The organism is Jiangella alba (assembly GCF_900106035.1).
Lineage (GTDB): Bacteria > Actinomycetota > Actinomycetes > Jiangellales > Jiangellaceae > Jiangella > Jiangella alba.
In genome coordinates, this window is record NZ_FNUC01000003.1 from 2,250,116 (window position 1) to 2,271,577 (window position 21,462).

Annotated in this window: 21 protein-coding genes and 2 pseudogenes; 18 read left to right on the forward strand and 5 right to left on the reverse strand. The window is 72.7% G+C overall.

Annotation, left to right across the window (positions count from 1 at the left end):
• The first annotated feature begins 58 nt into the window (after positions 1 to 58).
• On the forward strand, positions 59 to 1,765 hold the full coding sequence (locus tag BLV02_RS12765; protein ID WP_083289264.1) for a PucR family transcriptional regulator: 1,707 nt from the start codon (positions 59 to 61) through the stop codon (positions 1,763 to 1,765).
• A gap of 25 nt (positions 1,766 to 1,790) precedes the next feature.
• On the opposite strand, the gene BLV02_RS12770 is transcribed toward BLV02_RS12765, so the two are convergent.
• Positions 1,791 to 2,090: a hypothetical protein gene (locus BLV02_RS12770; RefSeq protein ID WP_069115020.1), complete on the reverse strand. Its 300-nt coding sequence runs from the start codon at positions 2,088 to 2,090 to the stop codon at positions 1,791 to 1,793.
• 16 nt (positions 2,091 to 2,106) lie between these two features.
• Positions 2,107 to 2,841, reverse strand: a complete 735-nt coding sequence (locus BLV02_RS12775) for a hypothetical protein (RefSeq protein WP_141711876.1) — start codon at positions 2,839 to 2,841, stop codon at positions 2,107 to 2,109.
• Between the two features lie 184 nt (positions 2,842 to 3,025).
• On the opposite strand from BLV02_RS12775, the pseudogene BLV02_RS38540 reads away from it, so the two are divergent.
• Both BLV02_RS38540 and BLV02_RS36495 read left to right on the forward strand, forming a co-directional pair.
• Positions 3,026 to 3,136 (forward strand): annotated as a pseudogene (locus BLV02_RS38540) (MurR/RpiR family transcriptional regulator); the annotation flags it as partial.
• A 64-nt stretch (positions 3,137 to 3,200) separates the two neighbouring features.
• On the forward strand, positions 3,201 to 3,446 hold the full coding sequence (locus BLV02_RS36495; protein WP_245737750.1) for a MurR/RpiR family transcriptional regulator: 246 nt from the start codon (positions 3,201 to 3,203) through the stop codon (positions 3,444 to 3,446).
• Between the two features lie 5 nt (positions 3,447 to 3,451).
• Here the strand turns inward: BLV02_RS36495 and BLV02_RS12790 are convergent, their stop codons facing one another.
• Positions 3,452 to 4,399 (reverse strand): RNA polymerase subunit sigma-70, encoded by a 948-nt coding sequence (locus BLV02_RS12790; protein ID WP_074946315.1) that lies wholly within the window; start codon positions 4,397 to 4,399, stop codon positions 3,452 to 3,454.
• An 83-nt stretch (positions 4,400 to 4,482) separates the two neighbouring features.
• On the opposite strand from BLV02_RS12790, the gene BLV02_RS12795 reads away from it, so the two are divergent.
• Both BLV02_RS12795 and BLV02_RS12800 read left to right on the forward strand, forming a co-directional pair.
• Positions 4,483 to 4,875, forward strand: coding sequence for a nuclear transport factor 2 family protein (locus BLV02_RS12795; protein ID WP_069115017.1), 393 nt, complete (start codon positions 4,483 to 4,485; stop codon positions 4,873 to 4,875).
• Positions 4,853 to 5,281 carry a TIGR03618 family F420-dependent PPOX class oxidoreductase gene (locus BLV02_RS12800; RefSeq protein WP_069115016.1) on the forward strand — a complete coding sequence of 143 codons (429 nt, stop codon included), beginning with the start codon at positions 4,853 to 4,855 and terminating at the stop codon, positions 5,279 to 5,281. Before BLV02_RS12795 ends, BLV02_RS12800 begins: the two co-directional genes overlap by 23 nt.
• A 27-nt stretch (positions 5,282 to 5,308) precedes the next feature.
• On the opposite strand, the gene BLV02_RS12805 is transcribed toward BLV02_RS12800, so the two are convergent.
• Both BLV02_RS12805 and BLV02_RS12810 read right to left on the reverse strand, forming a co-directional pair.
• Positions 5,309 to 5,845, reverse strand: coding sequence for a GNAT family N-acetyltransferase (locus tag BLV02_RS12805; RefSeq protein ID WP_069115015.1), 537 nt, complete (start codon positions 5,843 to 5,845; stop codon positions 5,309 to 5,311).
• A 134-nt stretch (positions 5,846 to 5,979) separates the two neighbouring features.
• Positions 5,980 to 6,372, reverse strand: coding sequence for a hypothetical protein (locus tag BLV02_RS12810; protein ID WP_083289228.1), 393 nt, complete (start codon positions 6,370 to 6,372; stop codon positions 5,980 to 5,982).
• Positions 6,373 to 6,699: 327 nt separating this feature from the next.
• Between BLV02_RS12810 and pyrR the strand changes: the two are divergent.
• The 13 genes and pseudogenes from pyrR to BLV02_RS12875 form a co-directional block, all read left to right on the forward strand.
• A pseudogene (pyrR, locus tag BLV02_RS12815) lies at positions 6,700 to 7,281 on the forward strand (bifunctional pyr operon transcriptional regulator/uracil phosphoribosyltransferase PyrR); the annotation flags it as partial.
• Between the two features lie 175 nt (positions 7,282 to 7,456).
• The gene (locus BLV02_RS12820; RefSeq protein WP_069115014.1) at positions 7,457 to 8,404 is read left to right on the forward strand and encodes an aspartate carbamoyltransferase catalytic subunit; all 948 of its coding nucleotides are present in this window, start codon (positions 7,457 to 7,459) and stop codon (positions 8,402 to 8,404) included.
• The gene (locus BLV02_RS12825; RefSeq protein ID WP_069115013.1) at positions 8,401 to 9,744 is read left to right on the forward strand and encodes a dihydroorotase; all 1,344 of its coding nucleotides are present in this window, start codon (positions 8,401 to 8,403) and stop codon (positions 9,742 to 9,744) included. The genes BLV02_RS12820 and BLV02_RS12825 overlap by 4 nt, the downstream gene beginning before the upstream one ends.
• 118 nt (positions 9,745 to 9,862) lie before the next feature.
• Positions 9,863 to 10,996, forward strand: a complete 1,134-nt coding sequence (gene carA / locus BLV02_RS12830) for a glutamine-hydrolyzing carbamoyl-phosphate synthase small subunit (RefSeq protein ID WP_069115012.1) — start codon at positions 9,863 to 9,865, stop codon at positions 10,994 to 10,996.
• A complete protein-coding gene (gene carB / locus BLV02_RS12835) occupies positions 10,996 to 14,298 on the forward strand; it encodes a carbamoyl-phosphate synthase large subunit (RefSeq protein ID WP_069115011.1) in 3,303 nt (1,100 codons plus the stop codon). Before carA ends, carB begins: the two co-directional genes overlap by 1 nt.
• Entirely contained in the window at positions 14,295 to 15,356 is a 1,062-nt protein-coding gene (locus tag BLV02_RS12840; RefSeq protein WP_171906906.1) for a quinone-dependent dihydroorotate dehydrogenase, read from the forward strand. Before carB ends, BLV02_RS12840 begins: the two co-directional genes overlap by 4 nt.
• Before the next feature lie 9 nt (positions 15,357 to 15,365).
• Entirely contained in the window at positions 15,366 to 16,223 is an 858-nt protein-coding gene (gene pyrF, locus BLV02_RS12845) for an orotidine-5'-phosphate decarboxylase (protein ID WP_069115009.1), read from the forward strand.
• Between the two features lie 185 nt (positions 16,224 to 16,408).
• Positions 16,409 to 16,723 (forward strand): integration host factor, actinobacterial type, encoded by a 315-nt coding sequence (gene mihF, locus BLV02_RS12850; protein ID WP_026875881.1) that lies wholly within the window; start codon positions 16,409 to 16,411, stop codon positions 16,721 to 16,723.
• On the forward strand, positions 16,720 to 17,322 hold the full coding sequence (gmk, locus tag BLV02_RS12855) for a guanylate kinase (protein ID WP_069115008.1): 603 nt from the start codon (positions 16,720 to 16,722) through the stop codon (positions 17,320 to 17,322). Before mihF ends, gmk begins: the two co-directional genes overlap by 4 nt.
• 2 nt (positions 17,323 to 17,324) lie before the next feature.
• Positions 17,325 to 17,654, forward strand: coding sequence for a DNA-directed RNA polymerase subunit omega (gene rpoZ / locus BLV02_RS12860; protein ID WP_069115186.1), 330 nt, complete (start codon positions 17,325 to 17,327; stop codon positions 17,652 to 17,654).
• A 16-nt stretch (positions 17,655 to 17,670) separates the two neighbouring features.
• Entirely contained in the window at positions 17,671 to 18,885 is a 1,215-nt protein-coding gene (gene coaBC / locus BLV02_RS12865) for a bifunctional phosphopantothenoylcysteine decarboxylase/phosphopantothenate--cysteine ligase CoaBC (protein WP_069115007.1), read from the forward strand.
• Between the two features lie 121 nt (positions 18,886 to 19,006).
• Positions 19,007 to 20,197, forward strand: coding sequence for a methionine adenosyltransferase (gene metK, locus BLV02_RS12870; RefSeq protein WP_069115006.1), 1,191 nt, complete (start codon positions 19,007 to 19,009; stop codon positions 20,195 to 20,197).
• 74 nt (positions 20,198 to 20,271) lie between these two features.
• A complete protein-coding gene (locus BLV02_RS12875; protein WP_069115005.1) occupies positions 20,272 to 21,462 on the forward strand; it encodes a serine hydrolase domain-containing protein in 1,191 nt (396 codons plus the stop codon).

Sequence of the window (21,462 nt, forward strand, 5' to 3'; positions counted from 1 at the left end):
CCAAGATCACCTGAACTGGGACTGCCACGAACGTAGCCGGGACGACTACCGTCATCGCATGGGCAAACTTGCCAACGATCCGGCCCAGGGTTCGCCGGAGTTGCCAGCCGGCGGCGGCAGGGTGCCGTCCCGCGCCGTGGCCGGGCTGACGGTGCGCAAGGCGATGGAGATCCCCGCGCTGGCCGGTGCGCGGCTGCTCGCGGGCGAGCGCGGCCTCGACCGCGTCGTCCAGCGCGCCAACATCATGGAGGTCCCCGACATCCTGCCGTGGGTGAAGCCGCACGAGCTGCTGCTCACCACCGGCTACCCGCTGCGCAACACGCCGCAGGGGCTGCCCGGCCTCGTCACCGAGCTGGACGCGCGCGGGCTGGCCGCGCTCGCCGTCAAGCTGCACCGCTACCTCGACGCGCTGCCCGACGAGATGATCCACGAGGCCGACCGGCTCGGGCTGCCGCTGCTGCTCCTGCCCGACGCCATCGGGTTCGACGACATCCTCAACCAGGTGCTCACCGGCGTGCTGAACAAGCAGGCCGCGGCGCTGGAGCGGTCGTGGGAGGTGCACCACGCGCTGCTGTCCGTCGTGCTGGAGGGCGGCGGGCTGACCGAGCTGGTCACGAAGACGTCCGCCGTGCTCGGCGTGCCGGTCATGGTGACGACCGCCGACGGCCGGGTGCTGGCCGAGGGCGGCAACGTCGACGACCTCGCGTCATGGCGGCACACGCCGTGCTTCGACACGTCCGGCCGGTTCCGCACCGAGTACGAACCCGGCGGCGTCCACTCCCACGTCGACGTGCCCGGCTGGCACGCCGTCGTCCCCATCGTGGCCGGGCGGGTCGACCACGGGCGCATCGTCGCGTTCGCCCGGCACCGCGCCCTCGACGGCGCCGACGTCAACGTGCTGGAACGGGCCGCGACGGTGGCCGCGCTCGCGGTGAACAAGCAGCTCGCCGTCACCGCCGTCGAGAGCAAGTACCGCGGCGACTTCCTCCGCGACGTCCTGTCCGGCCGGGCCGGCGACCGCGAGCGCATCGTGGCGCACTGCGAGTCCCTCGGCTGGGACGTCGGCCGCGACCTCGTCGTCGTCGTGGCCGAGCTCGACCCCGAGGCCGGGCCGGCCGCGTCGTCGGGGCTGCAGCTGCGGCCCGTGCAGGAGCGGTTCACCGTCGCCTGGCAGTCGGTCATGGGCCGGCGCGACCCGCGCGCCGCCGTCGTCGGGTTCGCGCAGGAGGTGGTCGCGCTGCTGCCGGCCGGCCCGGACCCGTCGACCGCGGTGCGCGAGGTCGTCCGCCAGGTCTCCGGCGACGGCGGTGGCGGCCGGCGGTCCTTCTCCACCGGCGTCAGCCGCATCGTCGACGACCCCTCCCGGCTGCCCGTCGGGTACGAGCAGGCCCGCCGCGCCGTCGACGTCGGGCGGCAGATGAACGGCCGCGGCTCGCTCGCCCACTTCGACAGCCTGGGCTCGTTCCGGCTGCTCAGCCAGATCGAGGACCGCGACGAGCTGCGCGGCTTCGTCCGCGAGACCCTGCACGGCCTCGCCGCCGACGACGACCCCGAGATGGAGGATTTGCGGCACACCCTCAAGGTGCTGCTCGACACCAACCTCAACGTCGCCGAGGCCGCGCGGCAGCTGCACTTCCACTACAACACGCTGCGGTACCGCATCTCCAAGCTCGAGCGCATGCTCGGCCCGTTCACCACCGACCCCGAGCTGCGGCTGGACCTCGCGCTGGCGCTGAAGGTGCTGCAGATGCGCGGGCTCAGCTGAGCGCCGTGGTCGTCGGCGCGGCCGGCTACGGGCCCCCGCCCTGCGCCAGGTAGCGCGCTCGGGCCCACTGCCGTAGCGCGACGAACAGGGACCACACGCCGGCGACGGCGCACAGTGCGACGAAGACCCAGGGGAAGCCGTCGTGCTCGTCGAATCCGCGCCAGTTGTCCTCATAGTGCCGCACCTGGGCGACCCACCAGGCGAGCCACGCGAGCCCGGCCCCGCCGCACGCGATGCCGGCGAAGCTCACCCACATCCACGCCAGGCGGCGGGCTTTGGCGGGGTCGCCCTGATCCGACCACCGGTCGGTCTCCCGGTCAGCCACCGGTGATCTCGACTCTCTACTTCTCGAACAGCCGGGCGCCGAACCAGTCGCGACGCGGGCGCCAGCCGTTGTCGCGCAGGACGGTGAAGACCGGGACCTTGGCGTCGGCCGGCTTGATCATGACGGCGCCCTCCCAGGACGTGCGGGGTCCGGCCGGGCCGGTCACCGTGACCTGGCCGTCGGCGCCCTCGACGAAGGTCGCCGACGTGCCGCCCGAGGTCTTGCCCCTCTTCCACGTCCAGGTGCCGTACGCCACCGCGCCCAGGGGGCCGGCCGCCGCGCGGACGGCCGCGGTCCCGGAGTGCTCGACGAACGCGTAGCGCGCCTTGGACGGGTCGAGGTCGACCTCCATGCGCCACGAGTAGGCCTGCGAGCCGCGCACGAAGAGGGTCTGCCAGCGCATCTCCTCGTGCTTCCACTTCACGTCGACGCGCACGCCGTCGGAGGTCGGCGAGGCGTCGATCGCGTAGGGCAGCCCGTCGCCGTTCATCCCCATCAGTGCCGCGACCACGTCCTCGACCGGCGCCGGGTCGTCGGCGGACCGAACCGCGCCGGCGGGCACCTCGGCACGTTCCCGGTCGGCGAGCGCGCGCCGGCCGCGCCGCACCGTCACGAGACCACGCCACACCACCGCGAGCGAGGCGACGACGAGGAGTGCGATGCCGAGCACCACCTGGTCGTCGAGGATCGCGAGCACGCCGCCGACGAGCAGGGCGGATCCCACGACGAAGACGACCCGGCGGCTGATCACCGCGAACCGCTGGTCCCGAGAGTGACCCGGCCCGCCGCTCATCGGTGCGCCGGCTTGCGAGAGGTCGTGCTCGGGTCGGTCGATGTGCTCATGGTCCTGTCCAGTCACTCGTTGTCATCGGCCCGGTTGCCAGGGCGAGACTACGTAAACAACCTGCCGCCGTCATGCCCTCCCGGGGCTTCCACCGTCGGAGCGCCGCATCGCTGAGCAGGTGATCGCGAATCCGGCGGCGGTGGTCGACCAGACCATCACCGAGCTCGCGGCCAGTTGCTCGACGTCCATCGCCAGCGTCGTACGGTTCTGCCGAGATCGCCGAGTTCCTCGCCGCTGCCCGCCGGGCCGGCGCCACCACGGCCCTGATCACGAACTTCCGCAACTCGCCGATGGCGGAGAACGCCGACCACATGCTGACGACGAGCACGAGCGAGACGGCTTACCGGCCGGGGAACATGTCGAGCCGCATCGCCCAGCTCGCCGTCGTGGAGTTCCTCTTCGTGCGGATCGCCCAGCGGCTCCATCAGAGCTCGGAACCAGAGCTGCGGTCCACCTACGACGCCGTGCAGCCTCATCGACTCGACAAGGGCCGGCCACGGTCCGCCAGGTGACACCGTCAGCCGAACGCTCTGGGCAGCCCGAACCACGGGTACAGCGTGTCGTCCATGAACCGCGTGACGCCGGCGACCCGGTCCGCGTCCAGGGTGAGGACGACGAGGCCCGCGGGCGCGCCGTCCAGGTAGAGGCCGAACGCCGGCTGGCCGTTCGCCCGCGCCGGCCGCTGCGTGTACCGGCGGCCGGCCCGCCAGTCGGCGCTGGCGCGCAGGAAGCCGGCGATCGCGGCCGTGCCGTCGTACTGGTGCGGCGCCGGCGGCATCGCCAGCCACGCGTCGTCCGTCAGCAGTGCGATGACGGCCGCGACGTCGTCGGCGACGAACGCCCGGGTGAACCGCTCGGTGAGATCGCGCTCGGCGGCGCCGCCCGCGGCCGGCGGCCGGTGCGCCGTCGTCCGCAGCGTCGAGCGGGCCCGCTGCAGCGTCCCCTTCACCGCCGTCGCCGACGTGTCCAGGAGCTCCGCCGCCTCCGCGAGCGGGAAGCCGAGCACGTCGCACAGCACCAGCGCGGCCGTCTGCCGCGGCGGCAGCTGCTGCAGCGCCGCGACGAACGCCAGCTCGACCTGCTCGTGGCGCAGGTAGGCCGCCTCCGGCAGCAGCGCGTCCGGGTACGGCTGCAGCCACGGGACCTCCTGGTGCCGCGTCGGCTCCGGCGCGTCGAACGGCGGGACCGGCGCGAGCGGCGGCCGTCGTCCGGCGTCGCGGATCGCGTTGAGGCAGCGGCGCGTCGCGATGCGGTACAGCCAGCCGCGCACCGACGCCCGCCCCTCGAACTCCGGCAGCCCGCGCCACGCCGCCAGCAGCGTCTCCTGCACCGCGTCCTCGGCGTCGGGGAGGCGGCCGAGCAGGCGGTAGCAGTGCAGCTGCAACTCCCGCCGGAACGGGTCGACGAGCTGGGCGAAAGCGTCCTGGTCGCCGGCTCGTGCGCGGGTCATGAGCGCTTCGGCCACCGTCCGATCGTCGCACGAGCGTTCCGTCACGGGCGTCGCCGGTGTCTACACGTCTGTACGAACGACTCGAGAAGGGAACGATCATGACCCGTGCCGCCCTGGACGTCGCGCTCGCCTATCACCACGCGTGGGCCGGCGGCGACCTGGACGCCGCCCTGAGCTACATCGCCGACGACGTCGTCTGCGAGGCCCCGCCCGGCCGCCTGACGGGCAGGGACGCCTACCGAGGGTTCCTGGAGCCGTACGTGTCGCAGCTGGTCAGCGCCACGCTGATCGCCGCGTTCGGCGACGACGACACCGCCCTCGTCATGTACGACTCCGTCACCCGGCTGGTCGACCGCGCGCCCGGCGCCGAGTGCGTCCACGTCGAGGGCGGCCGCATCGTCCGCAGCTGGTTCATCTTCGACCGCGCGCCGTTCATGGCCGCCCGCGCGGCCGTGGTTGGATCGGGAGATGCCGAAGGCACCGCTTCCTGACGACGTCAGCGCGTTCCTCGCCGGGCCGCACCCGGCCGTCATGGCGACCACCGGGCCGGCCGGCCCGGTCAGCGTCGCCACCTGGTACCTGTGGGAGGACGGCCGGGTGCTGGTCAACCTCGACGAGTCGCGGAAGCGGCTGGACCACCTGCGGGCCGACCCGCGGGTCAGCCTCACCGTCCTCGCCGACGGCGACTGGTACACCCACGTCAGCGTCCAGGGCCGCGTCGTCGACCTCCACGACGACGTGGACCTGGCCGACATCGACCGGCTGGCCCGCCACTACACCGGCTCGGCGTACAAGCGCCGCGACCGCCGCCGCGTCAGCGCCTGGATCGACGTCGACCGCTGGCACGGCTGGGGTCGCCTCGAGAACACCGACGTCGACCACCACCGCCGCGGCTGACCTTCTGTTCGCCCGCGGCCCTGGCGGCTAGCGCAGGCCGACGGCGTCGTGGTTCCAGAAGACCTCCGAGTACACGAGGGTGCCGGTCATCCACGGCTCGTAGTCGCCGAGCAGCCGCACCTGGAACGCGGCGTCCGGGATGCGCAGCGACGGCTTGCGGAACCCGAGCGGTTCGCCCGGCCGGAACCCGAACCGCGGGTAGTAGCCCGGCGAGCCCTCCAGGAACACCGCCGGCGCCCCCTGCTCGTCGGCGAGGTCGAGGCCGCGCCGGATCAGCGCGCTCCCGACGCCCGTCCGCTGGCGGGCCGGCAGCACCCCGACCGGGCTCAGCACCAGCACGTCGACCAGCCGTTCCGCCGCGTCGAGGACGCTGCGCGTGAACATCACGTGCCCGACGACCTCGCCGTGCTCGACCGCGACCAGCGAGAGGCCGCTCGTGGGGGAGAGCAGGTCGCGCAGGCCTCGGGCCAGCCCCGCCACATGCTCGCCGTCGTCGCCGAACGCCTGCCGGTGCACCTCCTCGACGGCCTCGTGGTCGGCGGGTTCCTCGGCACGCAGTTCCATGGCGGTCACCGTATGCGCGGCGGCCGGGCGGCCACACCGGGTTTTCGCTGCCGTCGCGGCCGATGGTCTCGAGCTGGGCGGCGGTCGCCTTCGGCAGGTCGTGGCGGTCGGTGATCGCGCCGAGCGTGCGCCGCTCAGGGGGCCGCACCCGGTTTCCGCGACGGTGGTGTTCCAGGCAACGTGCCGAACTCGATGAGGTCCTCGACCGCCTGGCGCAACCAGGCGTCGACGTCGGGGTACGTGTCGCGCTGCTCCCAGCCGGCATCGGCGAAGTCGTGGATCACCGAGATGCCGCCTCGGTCGACGTCGAAGCAGGCGACGTCGTCGCTGTCCTGCCGCCGGGCGAACGGGACCAGCCGGCGGGCCGGGTAGCGCAGCCGCAGTCCTTCGTGTCGCCGGGCCAGGTGGTCGCCGCCGAGGATCTGCCAGGGCTCGAGCTCGATCAGCCGCAGCTCGACGACACGGACGAAGGCCGCGGGATAGCCGAACCCCGGCGGGAGGGCGTCCGCGGGCAGCAGTTCGATCATCTCCAGAGGAAATCACGCCGCGCTGTCACATTCGGCCTCCGAAAAGTACCCATAGGAAGTGAGCGGCCAGCCGGGCCGCGGGGAGAGGAGCCGACATGGAAGCAGAAGCCAACGTGGCCGAACCGCCGGCCGGGGAGGTGCGCGACGAACTGCGCGAGGCGTACGACCCCGACGACGACGAGGAGGTGGACGACCAGGCGGCGGCGGTGTGACGGGGCCGACAGCGCGGCGTGAGCCGATGCGCCCGGGGCCGCTGATACGCTCGCAGGTGAAACCGACGTCCTTTAAGTCCCGTCCCGTGAGGCGGGGAAGGGGGTCCTGCGAAGCATGTCTCGCGACCTTTCTGGCGCGCGTGAAGTGCTCGACGGCGACGATGTCGCTCGGGCGCTGACGCGAATCGCTCACGAGGTGGTCGAGCGCAACAAGGGCGCTGCCGACCTCGTTCTGCTCGGCATCCCCAAGCGCGGCGTACCGCTGGCGTACCGGCTGGCCGATCGCATCTCCGCGGTCGAGGGCACCGAGGTCCCGGTGGGGGCGCTCGACGTCACGATGTACCGCGACGATCTGCGGCTGCGGCCGGCGCGCGCGCTCGAACGCACCGACATCCCGCCCGGCGGGGTCGACGACCGCATCGTGGTGCTGGTCGACGACGTGCTGTTCTCGGGGCGGACGATCCGGGCCGCGCTGACGGCGCTGGAGGACATCGGGCGGCCGCGCGCCGTCCGGCTGGTCGTCCTCGTCGACCGCGGGCACCGGCAGCTGCCGATCCGCGCCGACCACGTCGGCAAGAACATCCCGACGTCGCTGGCGGAGAGCGTGAAGGTCCGGCTCACCGAGACCGACGGCCACGACAGCGTCGTGCTCGGGAGGCCGGCCGGCGACGAGAGCGCGGCGGGGGAGCCGGGCGATTCGGGTTCGGCGGCGGGCGCGGCCGCAGGCCCAGCGGCAGGCTCGCCAGCAAGCCCGACGGCGGGCTCGCCAGCAGGCCCAGCGGCGGGCTCGCCAGCAGGCCCGACGGCGGGCTCGCCAGTAGGCCCAGCGGCGGGCTCGCCAGCGGGCCCGACGGCCGAGGGGGGGTGCAGCGATGATCCGCCACCTGTTGTCGGCCGGTGACCTGTCGCTGGAGGACGCGACGTTGGTGCTGGACACCGCGGACGAGATGGCCCGGCTGACCGAGGGGCGCGCGGTGAAGAAGCTGCCGACGCTGCGGGGCCGCACCGTGGTGAACCTGTTCTTCGAGGACTCCACCCGCACTCGCACGTCGTTCGAGCTGGCGGCGAAGCGGCTGTCCGCCGACGTCGTGAACTTCTCGGCGAAGGGGTCGAGCCTGTCGAAGGGCGAGAGCCTCAAGGACACGGCGCTGACGCTCGAGGCGATGGGCGCAGACGGGGTCGTCGTGCGCCATTCCGCCAGCGGCGCGCCGTACCGGCTGGCGACGTCGGGCTGGATCAACGCGTGCGTGGTCAACGCCGGCGACGGCACCCACGAGCACCCGACGCAGGCGCTGCTCGACGCGTTCACCATGCGCCGCCACCTGGGCGAGCTGGCGGGCAAGCAGATCGTCATCGTCGGCGACGTGCTGCACAGCCGGGTCGCGCGCAGCAACGTCCTGCTGCTGGCGACGCTCGGGGCCAAGGTCACGCTGGTGGCCCCGCCGACGCTGCTGCCCAACGGCGTCGAGCACTGGCCGTGCGAGACCAGCCTGCACCTCGACGACGCGCTGGGCGGGGCCGACGCGGTCATGATGCTGCGGGTCCAGAGCGAGCGCATGAACGACGCCTTCTTCCCGTCGGCGCGCGAGTACAGCCGTCGCTACGGCCTCGACTCCCGGCGCCAGGCGCTGATGCCGCCCGGCGCGCTGGTGCTGCATCCCGGCCCGATGAACCGCGGCATGGAGATCACGGCCGAGGTCGCCGACAGCGCCCGCTCGGTCATCGTCGAGCAGGTCACGAACGGCGTCTATGTGCGCATGGCGGTCCTGTACCTGATGCTCGCCGGCACCACCGGCGCGACGAACGAGGAGGCGGCATGAGCGGCACCCTGATCACCGGCGCACGCGTCCTCGGCGCAGACCCGCAGGACCTGCTGATCCGCGACGGCGTCATCGTCGCGCTCGGCGCCGACGCACGAGCCGAAGCCGGCGCCGGCGGGGGAGCGGACGAGGCCGGCGGCGCCGGCGGCGTCACCACCATCGACGCGGCGGGGCTGATCGTGCTGCCGGGCCTGGTCGACCTGCACACGCACCTGCGCGAGCCCGGCCGCGAGGACGCCGAGACCGTCGAGACGGGGACGCGGGCGGCGGCGCGCGGCGGGTTCACCGCCGTCCACGCCATGGCGAACACCGACCCCGTCGCCGACACCGCCGGTGTCGTCGAGCAGGTGTGGCGGCTCGGGCGCGAGGCCGGGCACGCCGACGTCCGCCCGGTCGGGGCGGTCACGGTCGGCCTGAAGGGCGAGCGGCTGTCCGAACTCGGCGCCATGGCCGAGTCGGCGGCCGGCGTCCGCGTGTTCTCCGACGACGGCATCTGCGTCCACGACGCCATGCTCATGCGCCGGGCGCTGGAGTACGTGAAGGCGTTCGACGGGGTCATCGCGCAGCACGCGCAGGAGCCGCGGCTGACCGAAGGCGCCCAGATGAACGAGGGCGAACTGTCCGGACGGCTGGGGCTGCGCGGCTGGCCGAACGTCGCCGAGGAGGCCATCGTGGCCCGCGACGTGCTGCTGGCGGCGCACGTCGGCTCGCGCGTGCACATCTGCCACCTGTCGACGAAGGGGTCGGTCGAGATCGTCCGGCTGGCGAAGGAGCGCGGCCTGCCGGTGACGGCCGAGGTGACGCCGCACCACCTGCTGCTGACGGACGAGCTGGTGGCCGGCTACGACCCGCGCTACAAGGTCAACCCGCCGCTGCGCTCCGCCGAGGACGTCGCGGCGCTGCGGGAGGCGCTGGCCGACGGCACCATCGACATCGTCGCCACCGACCACGCGCCGCACCCGGTCGAGGCCAAGGACTGCGAGTGGGACGCCGCCGCGTTCGGCATGCTGGGGCTCGAGACGGCGCTGTCGGTCGTCCAGCACACCATGGTCGACACCGGGCTGCTCGACTGGGCCGGCGTCGCCGACCGCCTCTCCTTCGCCCCGGCCCGCATCGGCCGCTGCGACACCGGCGACCACCCGCACGGCCGGCCCATCGCCGCCGGTGAGCCGGCCAACCTCACCCTCGTCGACCCGAGCACCACCACCACGGTCGACCCGTCGGCATCGGCGTCGCTGTCGCGGAACACGCCCTACGAGGGCATGAAGCTGCCGGGTACCGTCGTCGCGACCTTCCTGCGCGGCCGGCCCACGTTCCTGCGCGAAGGTGTCACGCCGTGACCGTGCGAGCAGCATCGATGCGGGTGGAGACGAAGCATCCGGCTGCCTTTGCAATGAGCACCGATACGCACCGGTGCGTATCGGTGCTCATTGCAAAGCGGCTCGAAAGGGGAGAACCATGACGACGAGCGCAGCGGCGCTGCTCGTGCTCGAGGACGGCCGGACGTTCCGTGGCCGCTCGTACGGCGCGCCCGGCGAGACGTTCGGCGAGGCCGTCTTCTCGACCGGCATGACCGGCTACCAGGAGACGCTGACCGACCCGTCCTACCACCGCCAGGTGGTGGTGCAGACGGCGCCGCACATCGGCAACACCGGGGTGAACGACGACGACCCCGAGTCCGGGCGCATCTGGGTGGCCGGCTATGTCGTCCGCGACCCCGCCCGCCGCCCGTCGAACTGGCGCAGCCGGCGCAGCCTCGACGACGAGCTGGCCGCCCAGGGCGTCGTCGGCATCAGCGGCATCGACACCCGCGCGCTCACCCGCCACCTGCGCGAACGCGGCGCCATGCGCGTCGGCATCTCCACCGTCGAGACCGACGCCGACGCGCTGCGCCGGCGGGTCCTCGACAGCCCCGAGATGCTCGGCGCCGACCTCGCCGCCGAGGTCAGCACCCAGCAGCCGTACGTCGTGAAGGCCGAGGGCGAGCGCCGGTTCACCGTCGTCGCCCTCGACCTCGGCATCAAGACCATGACGCCGCGGCGCATGGCCGAGCGCGGCATCGAGACGCACGTGCTCCCCGCGACGGCGACCATCGACGACGTCCTGAGCCGGCAGCCGGACGGCCTGTTCCTGTCCAACGGACCCGGCGACCCCGCGACCGCCGACCACCCGATGCGGGTCGTACAGGCGGCGCTCGAGCGCGACCTGCCGTTCTTCGGCATCTGCTTCGGCAACCAGGTGTTCGGCCGCGCGCTCGGCTTCGGCACCTACAAGCTCGGCTACGGGCACCGCGGCATCAACCAGCCGGTCCAGGACCGCGGCACCGGCAAGGTCGAGGTGACGGCGCACAACCACGGTTTCGCGGTCGACGCCCCGCTGGAGGGCACGACGGCGACGCCCTACGGCACGGCCGAGGTCAGCCACGTCTGCCTCAACGACGACGTCGTCGAGGGCCTGGCGCTGCGGGACGGGGCAGGACGGCTGAAGGGCTTCTCCGTCCAGTACCACCCCGAGGCCGCGGCCGGCCCGCACGACGCCGCCTACCTGTTCGACCGGTTCTCCGACGTCATGTCGGCGAAGAAGGAGGCCTGATGCCCAGGCGCACGGACATCGACAGCGTCCTGGTCATCGGGTCCGGCCCGATCGTCATCGGGCAGGCGTGTGAGTTCGACTATTCGGGGACGCAGGCGTGCCGGGTGCTGCGGGCCGAGGGCCTGCGGGTCATCCTGGTGAACAGCAACCCGGCGACGATCATGACCGATCCGGACATCGCCGACGCCACCTACGTCGAGCCCATCACGCCGGAGTTCGTCGAGAAGGTCATCGCGCTGGAGCGGCCCGACGCGCTGCTGGCGACGCTGGGCGGGCAGACGGCGCTGAACACGGCGGTCGCGCTGCACGAGCGCGGGGTGCTGGAGCGGTTCGGGGTCGAGCTGATCGGCGCGTCGATCGACGCCATCGAGCGGGGCGAGAACCGCGAGTCGTTCAAGAAGATCGTCGAGGAGGTCGGCGGCGAGACCGCGCGGTCGGAGATCTGCCACTCGATGGACGACTGCCTGAACGCGGTCGAGAAGCTCGGCTACCCGGTCGTGGTGCGCCCCTCCTTCACCATGGGCGGCGCCGGTTCGGGTATGGCGTTCGACGAGGACGACCTGCGCCGCATCGCCGGCGCGGGGCTGGACGCGTCGCCGACCACCGAGGTGCTGCTGGAAGAGAGCATCCTCGGCTGGAAGGAGTACGAGCTCGAGGTCATGCGCGACGGCGCCGACAACGTGGTGATCGTGTGCTCCATCGAGAACGTCGACCCGATGGGCGTGCACACCGGCGACTCCGTCACCGTCGCCCCGGCGCTGACGCTGACCGACCGCGAGTACCAGGTCATGCGCGACCAGGCCATCGCGATCATCCGGGCGGTGGGTGTCGACACCGGCGGCTGCAACATCCAGTTCGCGGTCGACCCGGCCGACGGCCGGCTCATCGTCATCGAGATGAACCCGCGGGTGTCCCGCTCGTCCGCGCTGGCGTCCAAGGCGACGGGGTTCCCGATCGCGAAGATCGCCGCGAAGGTCGCGCTCGGCTACACCCTGGACGAGATCCCGAACGACATCACGAGCCGAGAAGACGGACACAGCACGCCGGCGTCGTTCGAGCCGACGCTGGACTACGTGGTGGTGAAGGCGCCGCGGTTCGCGTTCGAGAAGTTCCCGGCCGCCGATTCCACGCTGACCACGCACATGAAGAGCGTCGGCGAGGCGATGGCCATCGGCCGCAACTTCACCGAGGCGCTGCAGAAGGCGCTGCGGTCGTTGGAGAAGTCCGACGGCGCGCTCGACTTCGCGACGCCCCCGGGCGACAAGGCCGAGCTGACCGAGCAGGTGAAGCGGCCCTACGACGGCCGCCTGCGCGACGTGGTCGACGCGCTGCGCGCCGGCGCCACCGTCGACGAGCTGTACGAGGCCACCCGCATCGACCCGTGGTTCCTCGACCAGTTGCTGCTGCTCACCGAGGTCGCCGACGAGGTCCGCGCGGCGGCGGAGCTGACCCCTGACCTGCTGCGCGAGGCGAAGCGGCACGGGTTCTCCGACGTCCAGCTGGCGGCGCTGCGGGGCACGCCGGCCGAGGTGGTGCGGGGGGTCCGGCACGCGCTGGGCATCAGGCCGGTGTTCAAGACCGTCGACACCTGCGCGGCGGAGTTCGCGGCTCGCACGCCGTATCACTACTCGTCCTACGACGAGGAGACCGAGGTGGGGCCGCGCGAGAAGCCGGCGGTCATCATCCTGGGCTCCGGCCCGAACCGCATCGGGCAGGGCATCGAGTTCGACTACTCCTGCGTGCACGCGGCCATGGCGCTGCACGAGGCCGGCTACGAGACGATCATGGTCAACTGCAACCCCGAGACGGTGTCGACCGACTACGACACGTCGGACCGGCTGTACTTCGAGCCGCTGACGCTGGAGGACGTGCTCGAGGTCGTGCACGCCGAGCGGCAGGCCGGGCCGGTCGCCGGTGTCATCGTGCAGCTCGGCGGGCAGACCCCGCTCGGGCTGGCGGCGGCGCTGGCCGAGGCCGGCGTCCCCATCGTCGGCACCTCACCCCGAGCGATCGACCTGGCCGAGGACCGCGGCTCGTTCGGCCGGGTGCTCGGCGAGGCCGGGCTGCCCGCGCCCAAGCACGGCACCGCCAGCTCGTTCGAGCAGGCCCGCGACATCGCCCACACCATCGGCTACCCGGTGCTGGTGCGCCCGTCGTACGTGCTGGGCGGGCGCGGCATGGAGATCGTCTACGACGACGCCACCCTGGCCGACTACATCGGCCGGGCCACCGAGGCCAGCCCGGAGCACCCGGTGCTGGTCGACCGGTTCCTCGACGACGCCGTCGAGATCGACGTCGACGCGCTGTTCGACGGCGACGAGCTCTACCTCGGCGGCGTCATGGAGCACATCGAGGAGGCCGGCATCCACTCCGGCGACTCCGCCTGCGCGCTGCCGCCGATCACGCTGGGCCGCGACGAGCTGGCCCGCATCAAGGCCTCCACCGAGGCCATCGCCCGCGGTGTCGGCGTGCGCGGCCTGCTCAACGTGCAGTACGCGCTGGCCGGCGACGTCCTCTACGTGCTCGAGGCCAACCCGCGCGCGTCGCGGACGGTGCCGTTCGTGTCCAAGGCCACCGGCGTGCCGCTGGCCAAGGCCGCGGCCAGGGTCATGCTCGGCGCCACCATCGCCCAGCTGCGCGACGAGCACCTGCTGCCCGCCACCGGCGACGCCGTAGACCTGCCCGCCGACGCGCCCGCCGCGGTCAAGGAGGCGGTGATGCCGTTCAACCGGTTCCGCACCCCCGACGGCCGCAGCGTCGACACCCTGCTCGGCCCGGAGATGCGCTCCACCGGCGAGGTCATGGGCATCGACGAGCAGTTCGGCACCGCGTTCGCCAAGTCCCAGACCGCCGCGTTCGGCGCGCTGCCCACGTCCGGCACCGTGTTCGTGTCGCTGGCCAACCGCGACAAACGGCACATGATCTTCCCGGTCAAGCGGCTGGCCGACCTCGGCTTCACCATCCTGGCCACCGCCGGGACGGCCGAGGTGCTGCGCCGCAACGGCGTCGAGGCCGAGGTCGTCCGCAAGCGCTGGGTCGGCCACGAACCCGACGGCACCCCGACGATCATCGGGCGCATCCTCGCCGGCGACGTCGACCTCATCATCAACACCCCCAGCGGCACCACCACCGGCGGCAGCCCACGCGCCGACGGCTACGAGATCCGCCGCGCCGCCATCCAGGGCAACATCCCCTGCATCACGACGACGCAGGGCCTGGCCGCGGCGGTGCAGGGCATCGAGTCGCTGCGCGCCGAGTCGGTGGGGGTCCGGTCGCTGCAGTCCTGGGCCGACCGGTCGTGACGGCGTACGACCAGCTGTTCCGGCGGGTGCTGTCGCGGCTCGACGCCGAGACGGCGCACAAGGGCGCGTTCACCGCCATGCGGGTGGCCGCCCGCGTGCCGGGGCTGGCGGCGTACGGACGGCGCCGGCTCGCCCCGCGCGGGCCGGGCGTCGAGGCGTTCGGCCTGCATCTCCCGGGTCCGCTGGGACTGGCCGCCGGGTTCGACAAGAACGCCGTCGGCATCGACGCCCTGGCCGCGCTCGGCTTCGCGTTCGTCGAGGTGGGCACGGTCACCGGGCGGCCGCAGCCGGGCAACCCGAAGCCGCGGCTGCACCGCCTGGTCGCCGACCGCGCCGTCGTCAACCGCATGGGCTTCAACAACGACGGCGCCGCCGTGGTGGCCGCCCGGCTGGCCCGGCGACGCCGCCGCCGCGGCGCGCTGCCGGTCGTCGTCGGCGTCAACATCGGCAAGTCGAAGGCGGTGCCGGAGGCCGAGGCCGTCGGCGACTACGAGGCCGGCACCCGGCTGCTCGCCCCGTACGCCGACTACCTGGTCGTCAACGTCAGCTCGCCGAACACGCCCGGCCTGCGCGACCTCCAGGCGGTCGAGAAGCTGCGCCCGCTGCTCGCCGCCGTCCGGGCGCAGGCCGACGCGGTCACGTCGCGCCGGGTGCCGCTGCTGGTGAAGATCGCGCCCGACCTCGGCGACGACGACGTCCTGGCGGTCGCGAAGCTGGCGCTCGAACTGGAGCTCGACGGCATCATCGCCACGAACACCACCATCGGCCGCGACGGGCTGCGCTCCACGCCGGTGGCGGTCGAGCGGGCCGGCGCCGGCGGGCTGTCCGGCGCGCCGCTCGCCGACCGGTCGCTGGCGGTGCTGCGCCTGCTGCACGGCGCGGTGGGGGACCGGCTGACGCTGGTCGCGGCGGGCGGCATCGGCTCCGCCGCCGACGCGCACGAGCGGCTGCGGGCCGGCGCCACGCTGGTCCAGGCGTACACCGCGTTCATCTACGGCGGGCCGTTCTGGCCGGCCCGCGTGCAGCGTGAGCTGGCGCGACTGCTGAACGAGAACTGAGGAGGAGTCATGGCATCGTTCGGGCGGCGGCTGCACGCCGCGATGGCCGCCCGCGGGCAGTTCTGCGCGGGCATCGACCCGCACCCCGGCCTGCTCACCGCCTGGGGCCTCGACGACGACGCCGCCGGGCTGGAGCGGTTCGCCCGCACGGCCGTCGAGGCGCTGGGCGAGACGGTCGCGCTGCTCAAGCCGCAGTCGGCGTTCTTCGAGCGGCACGGGTCGCGCGGCGTGGCCGTGCTGGAACGGGTCATCGCCGACGCGAAGGCGGCCGGCGCGCTGGTGCTGCTGGACGTCAAGCGCGGCGACATCGGCTCGACCATGCAGGCCTACGCCGACGCCTACTGCGACCCCGCGTCGCCGCTGTGCGCCGACGCCGTCACCGTGTCGCCGTACCTGGGCTTCGAGTCGCTGCGCCCGGTGCTCGACACCGCGGCGGTACACGGCAACGGCGTGTTCGTGCTGGCCCTGACGTCGAACCCGGAGGGCCCGGAGGTCCAGCACGCGACGACCGCCGGCGGGCGCACCGTCGCCGGGACGATGCTGGCGCACGTCCGCGCCGCCAACGCCGCCGCGCTGGCCGCCGGCGACCCGCTGGGCAGCGTCGGCGTCGTCGTCGGCGCCACCACGGGGGCCACGGGCGAGGACCTCGCCGTCGGCGGGCCGCTGCTGGCGCCCGGCATCGGGGCCCAGGGCGGCACCGTCGAGGACCTCGCGACGGTGTTCGGCGCGGCGCTGCCGCAGGTCGTTCCGGCGGCGTCGAGGGAGGTCCTGGGCGCCGGCCCGGCCCTCGACGCGCTCCGCGCGGCGGCGGTCCGCACCATCGAGGACGTCCGTGACCTGCTGTTTCGTGCCTCTATCCAGGCCTGACCGGCGCAAATCCGCGGACTTCCAGCGCGACACGCGGGGGACCTCGTACCGTGGATTCGTCCGGACAGGTACGGTGGATTACGTTGCTGACCTGGTGGTTCACTCGCTAGGTTCCTGAAACAAGGTTGCCGGAAGCGGTGGCCGGACCCACATCCACACAACGACACAACAGAGGTGACCCGCTCGTGGCGCTCCCTAACCTGACTCCCGAACAGCGCGCGGCCGCTCTCGAGAAGGCTGCCGAAGCTCGCCGGGAGCGTGCGGAGGTCAAGAACCGCCTGAAGAACGCCGGAGCCCGTCTCGGCGACGTGCTCAAGGAAGGCGAGAAGAATGAGGTCATCGGCAAGATGAAGGTTTCCGCCCTCCTCGAGTCGATGCCCGGCGTCGGTAAGGTCCGCGCCAAGCAGATCATGGAGGAGATCGGCATCGCCGAGACCCGTCGCGTGCGTGGCCTGGGCGCGAACCAGTCGGCGGCGCTGATCGAGCGTTTCGGCGGTTGAGCCTGCACACGTCCCATCCGCGGTCGGCCCCGCGGGTCATCGTCCTGTCGGGGCCGACGGCGGTCGGAAAGACGACCGTCGTCAAGAAACTGCGTGCCGCCCATCCGGAGTTGTGGATCTCGGTGTCCACGACCACCCGGCCGGCGCGGCCGCGCGAGATCGACGGTGAGCACTACCACTTCGTCGACGACTCCACGTTCGACAAGATGATCGAGCAGGGCGAGTTCCTCGAGTGGGCCGTCGTGCACAAGCGGGCCAAGTACGGCACCCCGCGTGGCCCGATGGAACGTGCGCTGGCCAACGGCGACTCCGTGCTGCTCGAGATCGACCTGCAGGGCGCGCGCCAGGTCAGGGAGACCATTCCCGACGCGCTGTTCGTGTTCCTCGCGCCGCCGAGCTGGGACGAACTGGTCCGCCGGCTCGTCGGCCGCGGCACCGAGACCGAGGCCGAGCGAGAGCGCCGGCTGGCCACCGCGCGCGAGGAGCTGGCCGCCGAGGCCGAGTTCGACGTCACCCTGGTGAACACCGACGTCGAGACGGTTTGCGAAGAGTTGGTAGCCTTGATGCGTACACCCCACTTGACAAGCCCGGAGGCATGAACGTGGCCGGAACCCAAGGCGTAGCCGAGGGCATCACCTTCCCACCCATCGACGACCTGCTGGCCAAGACCGACTCCAAGTACGGGCTGGTCATCTACGCGGCGAAGCGGGCGCGGCAGATCAACGCCTACTACTCGCAGCTGGGCGAGGGCCTGCTCGAGTACGTCGGGCCGCTGGTGGAGACGCACGTGCAGGAGAAGCCGCTTTCGATCGCGCTGCGCGAGATCGACGCGGGCCTGCTCACGGCCGAGCACATCGACCCCAACGACATCGACGCCGAGCTGCCGGCCACGCCGCCGGCGCAGGCGGCCGACACAGCCGAGCAGAGCTGACGGCCGGTCGCGGCTGATGGCCGAGATCGTCCTCGGCGTCGGTGGCGGCATCGCCGCCTACAAGGTCGCCGACCTGCTGCGCCGTCTCACCGAGTCCGGTCACGGCGTCACCGTCGTACCCACCAGGTCGGCCCTCCGCTTCGTCGGAGAGCCGACCTGGGCCGCGTTGTCGGGCCGTCCGGTGCGCACCGACGTGTTCGAGGACGTGCACGAGGTCCCGCACGTGCGCATCGGCCGGCACGCCGACCTCGTCGTGGTCGCTCCGGCCACGGCCGACCTCATGGCGAAGGCCGCGGCCGGGCTGGCCGACGACCTGCTGACGTCGACGCTGCTCACGGCGCGCGGGCCGGTGGTGTTCGTGCCGGCCATGCACACCGAGATGTGGGAGCACCCGGCCACCGTCGCCAACGTCGAGACGCTGCGCCGGCGCGGCGCGCTGGTGGTCGAGCCGGCCGTCGGGCGGCTCACCGGCGCCGACACCGGCAAGGGCCGGCTGCCCGAGCCCGCCGACATCTTCGCGTACGTGTCCGACGTGCTCACTCGCGGCGCCGAGGCCGACGCCGGTCCCGACCTCGCCGGCCGGCACGTGGTCGTCTCCGCCGGCGGCACCCGCGAGCACCTCGACCCCGTCCGGTTCCTCGGCAACCGCTCGTCCGGCCGGCAGGGTTACGCGCTGGCCCGGGCCGCGGCGGCCCGCGGCGCGCGGGTTACGCTCGTGGCGGCGAACGTCGCCCTGCCCGACCCCGCCGGCGTCGACCTCGTCCGGGTCGGCTCGGCGGCGCAGCTGTACGACGCCATGGTCGAGGCCGCGGCCGGCGCCGACGCCGTCGTCATGGCCGCCGCGGTCGCCGACTTCCGGCCCGCCGCCTACGCCGACACCAAGATCAAGAAGACGGCCGACGGCTCGTCGCCGGTGATCGAGCTGGAACGCACGACGGACATCCTGGCGTACCTCGCCACGCACCGTCCCGACCCGAAGCAGGTCGTCGTCGGGTTCGCCGCCGAGACCGGCGACGCGTCCGGCAGCGTGCTCGACCACGGCCGGGCGAAACTCGCCTCCAAGGGCTGCGACCTGCTGGTGGTGAACGAGGTGGGCGCCGACCGCGGGTTCGAGTCCGAGGACAACGCCGCGGTCGTGCTGGGCGCCGACGGCAGCTCCGTCACCGTCGAGAGCGGCCCGAAGTCGGCCCTCGCGCACGTTGTCTGGGACCTCGTCCGGGCCCGCCTCTGAACCACCATCTCAGGATGCAGACGAAAACTGTCCACTGAGTGGACTCCCGCGCGCGGGCGCGGAGACATTACCCTACAGTTGGGCTGCTCGGACGGTAGTCCGCGTCAAGAGGGGGCTTGCGTTGTCTCTACGTCTGTTCACATCCGAATCCGTCACCGAAGGTCATCCAGACAAGATCTGCGACCAGATCAGTGACGCCGTGCTCGACGCCCTGCTGAAGGACGACCCGAACAGCCGCGTCGCGGTCGAGTCGATGGTCACCACCGGGCTGGTCCACGTGGCCGGCGAGGTGACCACCCAGGGCTACGCCGACATCCCGGGCATCGTGCGCGACACCATCCTGGGCATCGGCTACGACTCGTCGACCAAGGGCTTCGACGGCTACTCGTGCGGCGTGTCGGTCTCCATCGGCTCGCAGTCGCAGGACATCGCGCAGGGTGTGGACTCCGCGTACGAGCATCGCGTCGAGGGCGACCTCGACCCGCTGGACCTGCAGGGGGCGGGCGACCAGGGGCTGATGTTCGGCTACGCGAGCGACGAGACGCCCGAGCTGATGCCGCTGCCGATCATCGTCGCGCACCGGCTCGCCCAGCGGCTGGCCGAGGTGCGCCGGTCCGGCGCCGTGCCGTACCTGCGTCCCGACGGCAAGACCCAGGTCACCATCGAGTACGACGGCGACCGCCCGGTCCGCCTCGACACCGTCGTCGTGTCGACGCAGCACGCCGCCAACATCGACCTCCAGCAGCTGCTCACGCCCGACATCGCGAACCAGGTCGTCAAGCCGGTGCTCGAGGCGTTCGAGCTCGACGAGCACGACTTCCGGCTGCTGGTGAACCCGACCGGCCGGTTCGAGATCGGCGGCCCCATGGGCGACGCCGGGCTCACCGGGCGGAAGATCATCATCGACACCTACGGCGGCATGGCCCGCCACGGCGGCGGCGCGTTCAGCGGCAAGGACCCGTCGAAGGTCGACCGCTCCGGCGCCTACGCCATGCGGTGGGTGGCGAAGAACGTCGTCGCGGCCGGGCTGGCCCGCCGCTGCGAGGTGCAGGTCGCCTACGCCATCGGCAAGGCCGAGCCGGTCGGGCTGTTCCTCGAGAGCTTCGGCACCGAGACCGTCCCGGTCGAGCGCATCGAGAAGGCCGTCAGCGAGGTCTTCGACCTGCGGCCGGCGGCCATCATCCGCGACCTCGACCTCAAGCGGCCCATCTACGCGCAGACGGCGGCCTACGGGCACTTCGGGCGCGAGTTGCCCGACTTCACCTGGGAGCGCACGGATCGGGTCGATGCCCTAAGGGCGGCGGCCGGCTGATCGTCCGCACGGCCGAGGCGAAGATCGTCCCCGAGGCCCAGCGGCAGGCGGGACGGCGTCCGTAGCGTGATGGCATGCGCCGTCCACTGCCGATCGCCGTCCTGTCCGCCGCCACGCTGCTCTGCGCCGCCGCCGTCCCGGCGGGCGCCACCGACCACGGGCTCGACGTGCCCGCGCTCGAGCGCGCCCTCGCCGAGGTCCACGAGGCCGGCGCGCCGGGCGCCGTCGTCGAGGTCCGCGACGGCGACGAGGTCTGGTCCGCCGCAGCCGGCGACCGCGACCCCACCGACCACCGCCCCGAACCGGTCGAGCCCACCGACCTCGTCCGCATCGGCAGCGTCACCAAGAGCATGCTCACCACCGTCGTGCTGCAGCTGGTCGACGAGGGACGGCTGGGCCTCGACGACCCCGTCGCCGAGCACCTGCCGGACGTGCTGCCGTACGACGAGCCGATCACGGTGCGCCAGTTGCTCAGCCACACCGGCGGCGTCCCCGACTTCTTCCTCGACCTGTTCCCGTCGCTGGCCGAGGGCTCGCCGGCCGACGTCGAGAGCGGGCGGCTGCGGGTCGTCCGCCCCGAGCGGCTCGTCGACATCGCGACGTCGCGGCCCCTCGACTTCGTCCCGGGCGACTCCATGAGCTACTCGAACACCGGCTTCATCGTCGTCGGGCTGCTGGTCGAGCAGCTCACAGGCAACCCCGTCGAGGACGAGCTGAAGCGGCGGGTGTTCGAGCCGGCCGGGCTGGCCGACACGTCGATGCCGCGGGTCAGCCCGGTGATCCGGGGCGAGCACCCGCACGCGTTCCTCGCCACCCCCGACCCGGACCGGCCGCTGCTCGACACCACCCGCATCTCGCCGACGCTGCTCTGGTCGGCCGGCGCGGTCATCTCGACGACCGCCGACGTGAACACGTTCTTCCGGGCCATGTTCGACGGCACGCTGCTGCCCGCCGACCTGCTGGCGCAGGCGCTGACCCTGACGCCGCAGTCCGAGGGCTCCTACGGGCTCGGCATCCAGGCGATGCCCGCCCAGTGCGCGCCGGTCGAGGGCGGCGTCGCCTACGGCCACACCGGCAGCACGCTGGGCTTCGTCACGTACGCGTTCTCCTCGCCCGACGGCGAGCGGCAGGTCAGCGTGGCGATCACCGTCGAGGACCTGATCGCGCGCAACGACGAGCTGTCGGCCGCGGTGGACGTGCTGATCGGCGCCGGGCTGTGCGCTCAGGTGGGAGTCGTGGAGAAACTGGACCGCGTCCTCGGGTAG